The sequence below is a fragment of the Arthrobacter sp. MP_M4 genome, assembly GCF_035984855.1.
Classification (GTDB): Bacteria; Actinomycetota; Actinomycetes; order Actinomycetales; family Micrococcaceae; genus Arthrobacter.
Map to the genome: position 1 here is coordinate 1 of NZ_JAXCHX010000023.1, position 13,059 is coordinate 13,059.

The following is a 13,059-nucleotide window of genomic DNA, read 5'->3' on the forward strand; positions in this document are numbered from 1 at the left end:
CGTTACGACAAACTCGCACTGACCTACCGTGCCGGTGTTGTCCTCTACGCCGTCGTCATCTGGCTACGCCAATAAGGAGACACGCCCTAGGCCGCGCGTTTCCAACGGACCCGGATGGACGGTGGATTGGCGGTCAATTATCATTTTCAAGTAACCACCAGACCGGAGACCCCGCGCCATGCTCCTTCCCGAAGCCAACCACGTTCCCGAAGACCGTGGCAGTGACCCCCTGAGCACCGTCGACCAGATCCAGAACCTCATTCTGGAAAGCGCCGACTTCGAGGACTTCCTGAATGAGCTTGCACGGTTCTCCGCACACCAGGTGGCAGGCGCCGGGGACGATGCCCTGTGCGGTATCACTCTGCTCAGGGACCGCAAGGCTGCGACTATCGGGTGGAGCAGCGACTCCGCCCGTGAGGTGGATGAAATCCAGTACCGGCTCTCGCAGGGTCCGTGCCTGACCGCGGCGCAGGAGGAACGCGAGGTTTACGTTCCGGACCTCTTTTCCGAGGACCGCTGGGGTCCCGCCTACGCCAGTGCCGTCGCCGCGCACGGCCTGCGTTCCGTGCTTTCCGTGCCGTTCCACCTGCAGGGCGAGGCCCAGGCTGCGCTGAACCTTTACTCCGACGTGCCGAACAAGTTCGACGGCGATGTCGCCGCGCGGGCGCGCGGCTACACCCGCCAGATTTCGGCTGCATTGCGGCTCGCGGTCCGCTTCTCCCTGCACACGGACAGTGCCACGAATCTTCGGGCCACCCTCGAATCCCGGACCGTGATTGACATGGCCGTAGGGATTGTCATGGCGCAGAACCGGTGCGACCAGGAGTCGGCTGTCCGGATTCTCAGGGACGCCTCCAGCAACGCCAACGTCAAGATGCGTGACATCGCCACCTCGCTGGTCCAGTCCGTGGGCGGCGCCGCCTCCCGGACCCACTTTGAGGAGCCGGACCAACGGGAAGCCGGCTGAGGCGTCCCGTATTGATTTGTGCGGACCCCCGCCTGCCTATAATCTGGAAACGGTTGAGCCGTCGGCCATAGACACCCCTTTCTTGGAGTACCTATGGACACCTCCCTCAACGCCAGCGCCAAGCTTGACATCGCCTCCGATGTCCTCCGGATTGATGTCCGGGGGAGCCTTACGCAGGCCTCCCGCCCGGCCCTGATGCGGCAGATCCAGCACATCCGCGGCATGGGAATCACCTCTCACATCCGGGTGAACCTCGGCCGTGCAGCCTTCGTGGAGTCGGCGGCCTTGTCCGGGCTTCGCAATGACCTCAATGCCATTGACAGCGCTGCGACGCTGGTCGAGACGGCCGGCGTTCTGCGCAGCTCAGCCGGCGTCTCCCTCGAGTTGAACACCTCTGCCGAGAACGTTGCCTCTGTGGTGCCGTCCCTCGAGCTCCCAGCGGAAGCAACCGCGTCCATGGACGCCTCGGGCACCCGGCCGCTGCACGTCTACTCCGATGATGAACTGCTCGCCGCGAGTGATTCGGTGTTCGGGTTGATGGACAACCCTGCTGACATGGCCCGCTCGCAGCTCCTGGCCACCTACGACGAAATTGGCCTCGAAATCGGCCGCCGCAAGGTCGTCCCCGGAACGGTCGGCCGCGAAGCCGTTTCCGCGGCCGCCCACCCCGGAATTGCCGGTGATACCGGCCGTTCCGAGGCTCGCCGCGGGCCTGATCCGGCCTAGGCAGGTCCCACCGCCGGACTGTGGCCGAGCTGTTATCCGCGCCGATTCTGAATCCCTTTCCGTGGTGGCTACGGTAGGTATGTGCTGCGGAAAGCGGAAGTTGGCGACACCGGCGGGGACGGCGATGCCGCCCGCGTGCTTCGCCATGCCGCCGGACTGAAACGGTATTCCAGGCGAAGCTTCCTGACCGGCACGGGTGCCGCCTCCGTGCTGGCGGCAGACATGCTCTTCACCCGGCGCGTGCAGGCCGAACGCCGCGTCCACAAGGTCCTGACCGTGCCGGATGAAACCGCGGAGAAGTACTTCCCCCACGCCAGCTGGTTCCTCTTTCCGGGCTACAAGACGAGCTGGGAGGAAGCCCAATGGATCCTGAATGCGCTGCGGGGCGCGCTGAACAAGCGCGGCCAGCTTGCCGCCGTCGGCTACTCCAACGTGGGCATCGACATTGACGAGATCGTGATCGCCGTGGTCGAGCACGCGCGGGCCCATCAGCTGACCACGTTCTACTTCTACGGCCACAGCTTCGGCGGAATGGTGGCAACCCAGGTCGCGGCCCGGCTTCGGGAGCTCCACGGCATTGAGGTGGCGTTCATCCTGCTGGATTCCAGCCCGTGCAGCAAGTACGACGTGCTGGACCAAAGCTGGTTTGAGGGGGTGGTGTTCCTCTACGAGCGCGGCTTCCGATTCCCCACGGTGCTGCGGGGCGGCTACGAACTCGGCGAGCGGATGCTGCACAAGGATGAGCGCAGCTGGGGACAGATCCTGGACCAGACCATGGAACAGCTCTCGCCCATTGCGCCGTCGAGTGTCCTGATCCAGTCCGAGTCTGCCTATATCTACCATTTTGACGCGACGCGCTTTGCGGGAAAGCTCGGCGGGACCCGCATGGTCTTTGTCGGCAACCCGCACGACAAGACCGTGGACTACGAGACCGCCCGCGACTCCTGGTCCCTGATATTTAAGGACAACATGGTCTCGGACGACCTTAGGACCGACGGTGCCCGGCCCGCGCACGCCAGTCCGGGCTGGAATCCGTCTGTGTACCGGCCCATCATCGAGCAGTTGGAGGGCACCCTTTTTCCGCTTCCTTCCGGTGGAGGAAGAAAGACCGTCTTCTAACCCCCGGGTTTAGATCTGGTTCTTCAAATCCGCCACGGAGTTCAGGATCTGGTTGGGGCGGAACGGGTAGGCGGCGATGTCATCCCGGTGCGTGATGCCGCTGAGCACCAGCACCGTGTGCAGCCCCGCCTCCATGCCCGCGATGATGTCCGTGTCCATCCGGTCACCGATCATGGCCGTGGTTTCCGAGTGCGCGTCGATCTGGTTCATCGCCGAGCGGAACATCATCGGGTTCGGTTTCCCCACAATGTAGGGTTCCCGGCCGGTCGCCTTCGTGATGAGCGCCGCGATGGCACCGGTGGCGGGCATGGGACCGTCCTTGGAGGGTCCGGTGGCGTCCGGGTTGGTGGCGATGAACCGCGCCCCGCCCAGAATGAGCCGGATGGCCATGGTGATGGCTTCAAAGGAGTAGGTGCGGGTCTCACCGAGCACCACAAAGTCCGGGTCCTGGTCGGTGAGGATGAAGCCGGCCTCGTGCAGCGCCGTCGTGAGGCCCGCCTCGCCGATCGTGTAGGCGCGGTTGCCCGAATCCGAGCCGCGCACCTGATCCTTGAGGAACTGCGCCGTGGCCAGGGCCGAGGTCCAGATGTTCTCCTCAGGGATCTCCAGGCCCGAACTCTTCAGCCGGGCGGCCAGGTCCCGGGGCGTATAGATAGAGTTGTTTGTCAGGACGAGGAACCGCCGGGACGTGTCCACCCAGCGCTGGATGAGTTCCGCGGCGCCTGGAATGGGCTGGTTCTCATGCACCAGCACACCGTCCATGTCGGTGAGCCAGCACTCTATGTCCTGGCCGCTGCGGTACATCGACGCCGCCGACCGTCCGTCCTCCGACTCGCTCCGCCGGTCATCGCGCTGCTCATCCATGGTGTCCTCCGCCGTAAGTGTGCCGCTACCTGGGTCCCAGTCTAATGTTGAGTCGTGACTGAACCCGAGATACCCAGCGAAATCCGTCCCGCAAACGCGTACGGAGCTGAAGAGGGGGAAGCGCCCAGGGCGGAGGTCGGCGTCGGACCCTGGGACGGTGAACTGCCGGAAGGCGATCACTGGGACCCGGACCTGCTCGCGGACGGCGACCGCCGCAACGTGGTGGACAAATACCGCTACTGGAAACACGAGTCGATCGTGGCGGACCTGGACGCCAAACGGCACAATTTCCATATCGCGATCGAAAACTGGCAGCACGACATGAACATCGGCACCGTCGTTCGCACCGCCAACGCGTTCCTGGCCAAGGAAGTGCACATCATTGGCCGGCGCCGGTGGAACCGCCGCGGGGCCATGGTCACCGACCGGTACCAGCACGTCCGCCACCACCCCACCGTTGCGGACTTCGTGGCATGGGCGCAGGGGGAGGGCCTCGCGATCATCGGGATCGACATCTTCCCGGACTCCGTTCCGCTGGAAAGCTACGAACTGCCCAGGGACTGCGTACTGGTATTCGGGCAGGAGGGTCCAGGGCTGTCCCCCGAAGTCCATGAGGCGGCGGCGGACACCCTGTCGATCGAGCAGTTCGGGTCCACCCGCTCCATCAACGCCGCCTCGGCCGCGGCCATCGCGATGCACGCCTGGATCCGACGGCACGTCTTCGGCCAGCTCCCGGGCTAGGACGCCCCAGCGCCCGGGTCCCCGCGAAGTGCGAACCCAGCGCCCCGGGTCCGGGCCCGCAGGCGAGTATTACAGGCCCGGGTGACCGGAAACACTGCCACCGGCGCAGTCATGACTAGGATGGACCGTAGCCGACGAGGTTCACTCCAGGGTCACCAGCCCGCAGACGAAATTCACTTTAGGAGTCAGCATGCCCATTGCAACCCCAGAGATCTACTCCGAGATGATCGACCGCGCTAAGACGGGCGGCTTTGCCTTTCCAGCCGTCAACGTCACCTCCTCCCAGACCCTGAATGCAGCCCTCCGCGGCTTCGCCGAGGCCGAGTCCGACGGCATCGTCCAGGTCTCCACCGGCGGCGCCGCTTACTGGTCAGGCGCCTCCACCAAGGACATGGTGGCCGGTTCCCTGGGCTTCGCCGCGTTCGCCCGCGAAGTGGCCAAGAACTACGGCGTCAACATCGCCCTGCACACGGACCATTGCCCTAAGGACAAGCTGGATGGTTTCGTCCTGCCGTTGCTGGCCGCGTCGGAGGCCGAGGTCAAAGCCGGGCGCAACCCGCTCTTCAACTCGCACATGTGGGACGGCTCCGCTGAGACCCTGCAGGAAAACCTGCGGATTGCCCGCGAACTGCTCGAGCGCACCGCTGCCGCGAAAATGATCCTCGAGGTCGAGATCGGCACCGTCGGCGGTGAGGAAGACGGCGTCGAGAACGCCATCAATGACAAGCTCTACACCACCGTCGAGGACGCCCTCGCCACGATCGACGCTCTCGGTGCCGGCGAGAACGGCCGCTACATCACGGCGCTGACCTTCGGCAACGTGCACGGCGTGTACAAGCCCGGCGGCGTGAAGCTGCGCCCGGAAATCCTCAAGGATATCCAGGAGCAGGTGGGCGCCAAGATCGGCAAACCGAACCCCTTCGACCTCGTCTTCCACGGCGGATCCGGCTCGTCCGAGAAGGAAATCGCGGACGCCGTTTCCTACGGTGTCATCAAGATGAACATCGACACCGACACCCAGTACGCCTTCACGCGCCCGGTCGCGGACCACATGCTGCGCAACTACGACGGCGTGCTGAAGGTCGACGGCGAGGTGGGCAACAAGAAGCTGTACGATCCGCGCGTCTGGGGCGCCTCCGCCGAGGCCGGCCTGGCTGCCCGCGTCGTGGAGGCTGCCCAGCAGCTCGGCTCCACCGGCAAGACGTTCTAGGCATGTCGGACGAATTCCGCCGGAACCTGATGGGTCCGGAGCCGACGCACCTGCCCGCCGAAACCGAAGTCTACGCGGCGCTGGACGCCGGCCAGGAAGCCCTGGACCTGGTGGAAAAGCACCCGACGTCCTCGCTGCTCTGGGCCGTGCTGGCTGAGGAAGCGTGGAGTGAAGGCCGGACCATCGACTCCTACGCTTATTCCCGCGTGGGCTACCACCGGGGACTGGATTCGCTGCGGCGCAACGGCTGGCGCGGTGTCGGGCCCATCCCCTGGGAGCACGAACCGAACCGCGGGTTCCTGCGCGCCCTGTACTCGCTGGGCCGCGCCTCCGCCGCGATCGGCGAGGCCGAGGAACCGGAGCGGATCGAGAAATTCCTCAAGGACTCCGATCCCGCCGCCAGGGCAGCGATCGAAGCCGAAAAGCGCTAACACCGCGTTGCAGTTAAACGAATGACGGCGGGCGTCCACCAGAAGGTGGGCGCCCGCCGTCATTCGTTGCGGGTGGGATCAGCTGGTCTTTGCCAGCCCTGTGCGGGCCATGGCGTCGGCGTAGACGGTGCCCATTTCCTCCAGGTACTGCTCCTGCCGGGCAGGTGTGCCGGCGAAGGCACGGCCGCTGAGCGAGCGGACCTTGTAGGTCTTGAGGCCGCGGCGCCAGATCATCGGCACCTCGGTCTTCAGGAGCAGGTTCGCGAGGCGGTTGGCTTCGGTGCCGTGGGCCACGATCACCGAGGCGCGGGGCACCACGGCAAGGAATTTCAGCAGCGGCTTGAGGCCGGCGGAGATCTGGTCCGGCGTGAACTTGCCGTTGGGCTCGCCCGGGACGTACCAGGGGTGAACGTTCCACGGCATCACGTACTCAGGACGCAGGCCCAGCTTCCAGTGGACGCCCAACAGGCGGGTGGCCGCTTCTTCGTCGCCGGCCGTGATGAAACCCGACTCGTCCTCGGTTCCGATGTTGGAGAAGAGGCTGATGATGCGGCACTCGTCGACGTCGTGGATCGGGTCCACGTAGGAGACGTTCATGCCAGCTTTGGTGGCCTGCAGCGTGTCGCACAGCTCGTTTACGGCTGCGACGCTAGGTTCGTAGCGGCGGCTCAAAAGCTGCTCGCGGGAATTTTCAGTGGCCAAGGCTGTCATATATTGCTGAGTCTCCTGCAGGTTTGGTGAAGCTCCCAGACCGTACGCGGGCACGCCAATTACGGTGTGGTTTGAAAATGTGGTGTGGACCGATTCCTGGTCGATCCTTATTAGTCTATCAAGCCCTGCGAAATGACGGACCGGCCGTGGGGCCGGCTACCAGAGCCGGGCGGTTGCCCGGCGGGCTCCCTCGCCCAGGGATTCCAGCTTGGCAAAGGCGATTTGCGGGTGCACGCGGCCGCCGAGACCGCAGTCTGTGGAGGCAATCACATTTTCCCGGCCCACCAATTCGGCGAAACGCACGATCCGGTCAGCCACCAGGTCCGGGTGCTCGACGACGTTGGTGGCGTGGGAAACGACGCCAGGAATAATGACTTTTCCGTCGGGCAGTTTGGTGTCCTCCCAGACCCGCCATTCATGTTCGTGTCGGACGTTGGCGGCCTCGAAGGAGTAAGCCCCCGCGTTGACCTGCATGACGGAACCGATGATGTCCGCGAGGTCAATGTCGGTGGTGTGCGGTCCGTGCCAGGAGCCCCAGCACACGTGCAGACGGATCTGGTCCTGGGGAAGATCGCGCAGTGCCCAGTTGGTGGCCTCAACCCTGAGCTGGATGAACTTCAGATAGTCCGCCAGGCTCGGCTCCGGGTTGATCTGGTCCCAGCTTTCGGCCAGCGACGGGTCATCGAGCTGGACAGTGAGCCCCGCATCGATGATGGCCTTGTACTCCTCGCGCATGGCATCGGCGCAGGCATAGAGGAGCTCCTCATCGGAGGTGTAATACTCATTGGCGACGCGTGCGCAGGAGCCGGGGGACAGGGACGCGACGAAGCCCTCGGACAGCCCGGCTGCGGCCAGGCCGGTCTTGAGGTTGGCGATGTCCGACCCCACCAGGGCCTGGCCGGTGTAGCTCAGCGGGCCGGCGATCTTCGGCTGCGTGACGGACCTGCGGTGCGCCAGGATCCCGGAGGACGGATCGTTGTAGGCGTCGTTGAATTTTTGCCGGTCGCGGCGGTCCGGGAAGGAGGTCAGCACGATGTGGCCGGGGCTGGAGCGGTGCACGGCGGCGTCCGCCCAGCGGTCCACGTCCGTCGGTTCCAGGCCGCCCAGCCGGCTGAAGGAGTAATTCCACCACGCACCGTAATCAACCGCGCTGGACATGGTGTGCCCGTATTCGCCGTCGTTGGGGATGTCGATGCCGAGATCCTTCTGGCGCTGCACGATGTCCACCACGGAGGTTTCCAGCAGGTCCAGGAACTCGGGAGTGATGCCGTCTGACTCTTTGGCCTCGTTCGCGGCGATGAGCTCGGGCGTGCGGGGCAACGAGCCTGCATGGGTGGCGCGGATATGGTCGGTGTTCTGCGGCATGGGAGCGCGTCCTTTCCATCGGTCCTGGCGGTAGCACCTTTGCCGTCACAGTGGTGTGCGCGGGCAGGGTTGCTGCGGCGTCAATGGTCCAGGTCCCTCGGCCGCTCGGGATGGTCACCTCCTACCTAATTCGAACCGGCCGACCCGCGCAAGCCTGTCCCACGAAGTTCCGCAAGCTGGACACTGCGCAGGTGGAGCCGAGGAGGCCGGCGGCCCGGCGGAAGTCCAGTGGCCGGGCAAATGAGCTGCTGTCACCGCCATCGGCTAAACTTGGGTGGTAAGAGCCCCGGAAACTGGCGTTGATCGAAAGAGCACAGCGGTAGATTCGGGGCATTCTCATGAACGGCGCTAAGCTGCGGGACACCTGCGGTTTGGCCCGAACGAATGGGGGAGGATCCCATGCCAGCAATCGTGATCGTCGGAGCCCAATGGGGCGACGAAGGCAAAGGCAAGGCCACTGACCTGCTTGGTGGCCGAGTCGACTACGTCGTCAAGCCCAACGGCGGCAACAATGCCGGCCACACCGTCGTCGTAGGCGGTGAGAAGTACGAGCTCAAGCTCCTTCCGGCCGGCATCCTGAGCCCCAACGCGGTCCCGGTTATCGGCAACGGCTGCGTGGTGAACCTAGAAGCGCTGTTCCAGGAAATCGACGGCCTCGAAGCCCGCGGCGCCGACACCTCCAAGCTGCGCGTCTCCGCAAACGCCCACCTCGTGGCGCCGTACCACCAGGTGCTGGACAAGGTCACCGAGCGTTTCCTGGGCAGCCGCGCCATCGGCACCACCGGCCGGGGCATCGGACCGGCCTACATGGACAAGGTGGCCCGCCTCGGCATCCGCGTCCAGGACGTCTTTGACGCCTCCATCCTGCGCCAGAAGGTCGAAGGCTCGCTGCGCCAGAAGAATGAACTCCTGGTCAAGGTCTACAACCGCCGCGACATCGAGGTGGACGAGATCGTGGAGTACTTCCTGTCCTTCGCCGAGCGTCTGCGCCCGCTGGTCATTGACAGCACCTATGTGCTGAACACCGCCCTGGACGAGGGCAAGGTGGTCCTCATGGAAGGCGGCCAGGCCACGTTCCTGGACGTCGACCACGGCACCTACCCGTTTGTGACCTCCTCGAACCCGACGGCCGGCGGCGCCTCCGTGGGCTCGGGCATCGGCCCCACCCGGATCTCGCGTTCCATCGGCATCATCAAGGCGTACACCACCCGCGTGGGCGCCGGCCCGTTCCCCACCGAATTGTTCGATGAGATGGGCATGTACCTGCAGAAGACCGGCGGTGAATTTGGTGTCAACACCGGCCGGCCGCGCCGCTGCGGCTGGTACGACGCCGTGCTGGCGCGCCACGCCTCGCGCGTCAACGGCTTCACGGACTACTTCGTCACCAAGCTCGACGTCCTCACCGGCATCGAACAGATCCCGGTCTGCGTGGCCTACGACGTCGACGGCGTCCGGCACGAGGAAATGCCGATGACCCAGACCGATTTCCACCACGCCAAGCCGATTTTCGAGTACTTCGAGGGCTGGACCGAGGACATCACCGGCGCCCGCACCCTGGAGGACCTCCCGGAGAACGCCAAAAACTACGTGCTGGCCCTGGAAAAGCTCTCCGGCACGCGCTTCTCGGCAATCGGCGTCGGTCCTGACCGCGACCAGACCATCGTGATCAACGATTTGATCAACGACTGACGCATCCGAAGCTAACGCACGACGGCGGCGGGTCACCTGAAAAGGTGGCCCGCCGCCGTCGTTTGGCCGGGTGCCGCGAGTTCGGCGGGAACGTGGGGCAAGGTGCGGCGCGCCGTTTCGTTATGGCGAGCCCGCACGCGTGCCGCGAGTTCGGTGGCCCGGCGCGGGCGCGGTTAGGCCAGGACCTGCCGTTTGGACGAAATGACGCCGGTGTCGAAGCCGGCCAGGTGCAGTCCGCCGTGGAACCGGGCATGCTCGATTTTCACGCAACGGTCCATCACGACGTCGAGCCCGGCCGCCTCGGCTTCCTTCGCCACGTCCTCGTGCCACGAGCCCAGCTGCAGCCAGAGCGTTTTGGCGCCTGCCGCGACGGCCTCGTCCAGGACCCCCGGGAGGTCATCGTGCTTGCGGAACACGTCCACGATGTCCGGGCTCTCCGGCAGGTCCGCGAGCGAGGCATACGTTCGCTGGCCCAGGATCTCCTTCACCACCGGATTTACGAAATACACCTTGTAGCGCGTGGAGGACTGCAGGTAGGTGGCAACGAAGTAGCTCGCCCGGGACGGTTTGTCCGAGGCGCCCACGATTGCGATCGACGTTGCCTGCCGCAGCAGGGCCAGCCGCTCCGGGGCGGACGGCTCGGTCCAGGTACGTTCTTCTTCGGTGCTCACGCGTTAACTCCGATCGTGCAGGCGTCAGCCTCTGGCGTGTGTACGCCGCGGGCGGAGGCATCAGGGGCTGCCACCGTTGCAGCGTCCAGGGCCTGGTCAATGTCCCAGAGGATGTCCTCGAGGTCTTCCAGCCCGATCGAGATCCGGACCAAGTCCTCCGGGATGCCGGCGGACTCGAGCTGTTCCGGGCTGAGCTGCTGGTGGGTGGTGGACCCGGGATGGATGACGAGGGTCCGGGAATCGCCGACGTTGGCCAGGTGCGAGGCCAGCTGCAGGGACTCGATGAACGTCTGCCCGGCCGCGCGGCCCCCCTTCACGCCGAAGGAGAACACCGAGCCCGGTCCGAGCGGAAGGTACTTCCGGGCCCGCTCGAAGTACGGGTGCGAGGGAAGGCCCGAGTAGTTCACGTAGGCCACACGTTCGTCCGCTTCGAGCCACTCCGCGACGGCCTGGGCGTTCTTGAGGTGTTCGTCCAGGCGCTGCGGAAGGGTCTCCACGCCCTGCAGGAGCTGGAACGCGGACATCGGGGACAGGGCGGGTCCGATGTCCCGCAGCTGCTCGCAGCGGAGCTTCGTGAGGAAGCCGTACTCGCCGAAGTTGCCCCACCAGGAGACGTTGCCGTAGGAGGCCACCGGCTCGGTCATCGTCGGGAACTTCCCGTTGCCCCAGTTGAACCGGCCGCTTTCGACGATCACGCCGCCGAGGGTGGTGCCGTGGCCGCCGAGGAACTTGGTGGCGGAATGGATAACGATGTCCGCGCCGTGTTCGATCGGCCGCACGAGGTACGGCGTGCTCAAGGTGGCGTCGACGACGAGCGGGATGCCGGCGTCGTGCGCTGCCTTGGCCAGCCCCTCAAGGTCCTGGACCTCGGAGGACGGGTTGGCCACCACCTCGACGAAGATCGCCTTGGTGTTCTCCCGGATGGCAGCGGCGTAGTCCGCCGGATCGGTGCCGGGGACGAACGTGGTGTCGACGCCGAAGCGGCGCAGCGTGACGTCCAGCTGGGTTACCGTGCCACCGTAAAGCTGGGAGGCTGCCACGATGTGGTCACCGGCCTGGGTGAGCGCGGCGAAAGTGATGAACTCCGCGGCCATCCCCGAGGACGTCGCCACCGCACCGATGCCGCCCTCCAGGGACGCGATGCGCTCCTCGAACGCGGCCACCGTGGGGTTGCCGATCCGGGAGTAGATGTTGCCGTACTTCTGCAGCGCAAAGAGGTTGGCGGCGTCCTGGGTGTCCTTGAACACGAAGGAAGTGGTTTGGTAAATCGGCACGGCCCGGGCGCCGTGCTCGGCGTCGGGGGTGCCGCCGGCGTGCAGGGCGCGGGTACGGAACCCGAACTTACGGTCAGCCATTATGCGTCCACCTTAATCGTCGTGGCCGGAATCCCGGACAGGTCCAGTTCCGTGCCGTGCTTGCGGGCCAGGTCGGCCTCGAGTTCGCGGACGATCGGCAAGACGTCCTGGCCGAACGCTGCGACCTCCTCCTGGAAGTGCAGGTAGGCGGTGAGGAACAGGTTCACGCCGATTTTCTTATACTCTACGATCCGTTCGGCGATCTGCTCCGGGGTGCCGATCAGTTGGGTCTTGAAACCGTCGTTGTACTGGATCAGATCCTCGAAACTGGAGTCGGCCCACATGCCCTTGCCGTCCTTCGTGGACGCCCCGGCTTCCTGGACCGCGGCGCGGAACCCCTCGACGGCGGGTTTGTGCGCCTTCGCGACGATCTCGCGGAGGGTATCGCGGGCTTCCTTCTCGGAATCGCGGGCGATCACGAAGCCGTTCAGGCCAAACCTCGGAGAGGATAAAGCGGCAGCGAGGGCGCCTTCGGTACCGCGCCTGGTCTCTGCGGCAGCGGCGACGACGCCGGCGATGTTCTCCTTGAAACCCTCCAGGTCCTTGCCGTTGGAGAAGTACCAGTCCGCCACCCGGCCGGCCGTGGCCTGCGCGGCGGTGGAGTTGCCGCCGAAGAAGATTTCCGGGTGCGCCCGGCCCGGCACGTCCACCGGTGCCGGCTGCAGGGTGAAATCGGCGATGTTGTAGTACTTGCCGGCCTGGCTGTAGTCCTGCTCGGTCCACAGCCCGCGGAGGACCCGGATGAACTCCTCGGTGCGGACGTAGCGTTCGTCGTGCTCGAGCCATTCGAGGCCGAAGTTCTCGAATTCTGCTTTGAGCCAGCCGGAGACGATGTTCACGGCGGCGCGGCCGTTGGAAATGTGGTCCGCGGTGATGATGAACTTCGCCAGCACACCGGGGTGCCACATGCCCGGGTGGACGGCGGAGATCACCTTGAGCCGCTCCGTGGCGGCGAGCAACGCGAGGCTGAACGAGGTGGCCTCGTGCTGCTTGTCGGCGCCGTAGGAGGCGGCGTACCGGGTCTGGGTCAGGGCGTACTCGAAGCCGGAGTTCTCCGCGATCCGCGCCAGTTTCTTGTTGTAGTCGAAGTCCCAACCGGTGCGCTGTTCGATGGTGGAGACCACCAGGCCGCCGGAGACATTCGGGACCCAGTAGGCGAACTTGAGCGGATCGGAAAGACGGGCGACGTTGCTGATGTCTGTCATAGGAG

Annotated in this window: 13 protein-coding genes and 1 riboswitch; of the genes, 7 read left to right on the top strand and 6 right to left on the bottom strand. The window is 65.4% G+C overall.

Features of this window, described 5'->3' with window-relative positions:
- Positions 1-178: 178 nt before the first annotated feature.
- The 3 genes from RCH15_RS14880 to RCH15_RS14890 all read left to right on the top strand — a co-directional run bounded on the left by RCH15_RS14880 (position 179) and on the right by RCH15_RS14890 (position 2,812).
- Positions 179-967 carry a GAF and ANTAR domain-containing protein gene (locus tag RCH15_RS14880; protein ID WP_326961441.1) on the top strand — a complete coding sequence of 263 codons (789 nt, stop codon included), beginning with the start codon at positions 179-181 and terminating at the stop codon, positions 965-967.
- 93 nt (positions 968-1,060) lie between these two features.
- Positions 1,061-1,693: a hypothetical protein gene (locus RCH15_RS14885; protein ID WP_326961442.1), complete on the top strand. Its 633-nt coding sequence runs from the start codon at positions 1,061-1,063 to the stop codon at positions 1,691-1,693.
- 81 nt (positions 1,694-1,774) lie between these two features.
- Complete coding sequence (locus RCH15_RS14890) at positions 1,775-2,812, top strand: thioesterase domain-containing protein (protein WP_326961443.1); 1,038 nt, start codon at positions 1,775-1,777, stop codon at positions 2,810-2,812.
- Between the two features lie 9 nt (positions 2,813-2,821).
- Here the strand turns inward: RCH15_RS14890 and RCH15_RS14895 are convergent, their stop codons facing one another.
- Entirely contained in the window at positions 2,822-3,676 is an 855-nt protein-coding gene (locus RCH15_RS14895) for an HAD-IIA family hydrolase (RefSeq protein WP_326961444.1), read from the bottom strand.
- Positions 3,677-3,730: 54 nt separating this feature from the next.
- Between RCH15_RS14895 and RCH15_RS14900 the strand changes: the two genes are divergently transcribed.
- The 3 genes from RCH15_RS14900 (at position 3,731) to RCH15_RS14910 (ending at position 6,058) form a co-directional block, all read left to right on the top strand.
- Positions 3,731-4,417 (top strand): TrmH family RNA methyltransferase, encoded by a 687-nt coding sequence (locus RCH15_RS14900; RefSeq protein WP_409017192.1) that lies wholly within the window; start codon positions 3,731-3,733, stop codon positions 4,415-4,417.
- A gap of 190 nt (positions 4,418-4,607) precedes the next feature.
- The gene (fbaA, locus tag RCH15_RS14905) at positions 4,608-5,627 is read left to right on the top strand and encodes a class II fructose-bisphosphate aldolase (protein ID WP_326961445.1); all 1,020 of its coding nucleotides are present in this window, start codon (positions 4,608-4,610) and stop codon (positions 5,625-5,627) included.
- Positions 5,628-5,629: 2 nt separating this feature from the next.
- A complete protein-coding gene (locus RCH15_RS14910) occupies positions 5,630-6,058 on the top strand; it encodes a DUF3151 domain-containing protein (RefSeq protein WP_326961446.1) in 429 nt (142 codons plus the stop codon).
- 78 nt (positions 6,059-6,136) lie between these two features.
- Here the strand turns inward: RCH15_RS14910 and RCH15_RS14915 are convergent, their stop codons facing one another.
- Both RCH15_RS14915 and RCH15_RS14920 read right to left on the bottom strand, forming a co-directional pair.
- Positions 6,137-6,769, bottom strand: a complete 633-nt coding sequence (locus tag RCH15_RS14915) for a uracil-DNA glycosylase (RefSeq protein ID WP_326961447.1) — start codon at positions 6,767-6,769, stop codon at positions 6,137-6,139.
- Between the two features lie 156 nt (positions 6,770-6,925).
- The gene (locus RCH15_RS14920; RefSeq protein ID WP_326961448.1) at positions 6,926-8,134 is read right to left on the bottom strand and encodes a cobalamin-independent methionine synthase II family protein; all 1,209 of its coding nucleotides are present in this window, start codon (positions 8,132-8,134) and stop codon (positions 6,926-6,928) included.
- Between the two features lie 12 nt (positions 8,135-8,146).
- Positions 8,147-8,251, bottom strand: a riboswitch (SAM riboswitch).
- Between the two features lie 282 nt (positions 8,252-8,533).
- Between RCH15_RS14920 and RCH15_RS14925 the strand changes: the two genes are divergently transcribed.
- A complete protein-coding gene (locus RCH15_RS14925) occupies positions 8,534-9,823 on the top strand; it encodes an adenylosuccinate synthase (protein ID WP_326961449.1) in 1,290 nt (429 codons plus the stop codon).
- A 173-nt stretch (positions 9,824-9,996) separates the two neighbouring features.
- Here the strand turns inward: RCH15_RS14925 and RCH15_RS14930 are convergent, their stop codons facing one another.
- The 3 genes from RCH15_RS14930 to sfnG are packed head-to-tail and all read right to left on the bottom strand — an operon-like array spanning position 9,997 to position 13,054.
- A complete protein-coding gene (locus tag RCH15_RS14930) occupies positions 9,997-10,494 on the bottom strand; it encodes a CoA-binding protein (protein ID WP_326961450.1) in 498 nt (165 codons plus the stop codon).
- Positions 10,491-11,849 carry an O-acetylhomoserine aminocarboxypropyltransferase/cysteine synthase family protein gene (locus RCH15_RS14935; protein ID WP_326961451.1) on the bottom strand — a complete coding sequence of 453 codons (1,359 nt, stop codon included), beginning with the start codon at positions 11,847-11,849 and terminating at the stop codon, positions 10,491-10,493. Before RCH15_RS14935 ends, RCH15_RS14930 begins: the two co-directional genes overlap by 4 nt.
- Positions 11,849-13,054 carry a dimethylsulfone monooxygenase SfnG gene (gene sfnG, locus RCH15_RS14940; protein WP_326961452.1) on the bottom strand — a complete coding sequence of 402 codons (1,206 nt, stop codon included), beginning with the start codon at positions 13,052-13,054 and terminating at the stop codon, positions 11,849-11,851. The genes RCH15_RS14935 and sfnG overlap by 1 nt, the downstream gene beginning before the upstream one ends.
- Positions 13,055-13,059 lie beyond the last annotated feature (5 nt).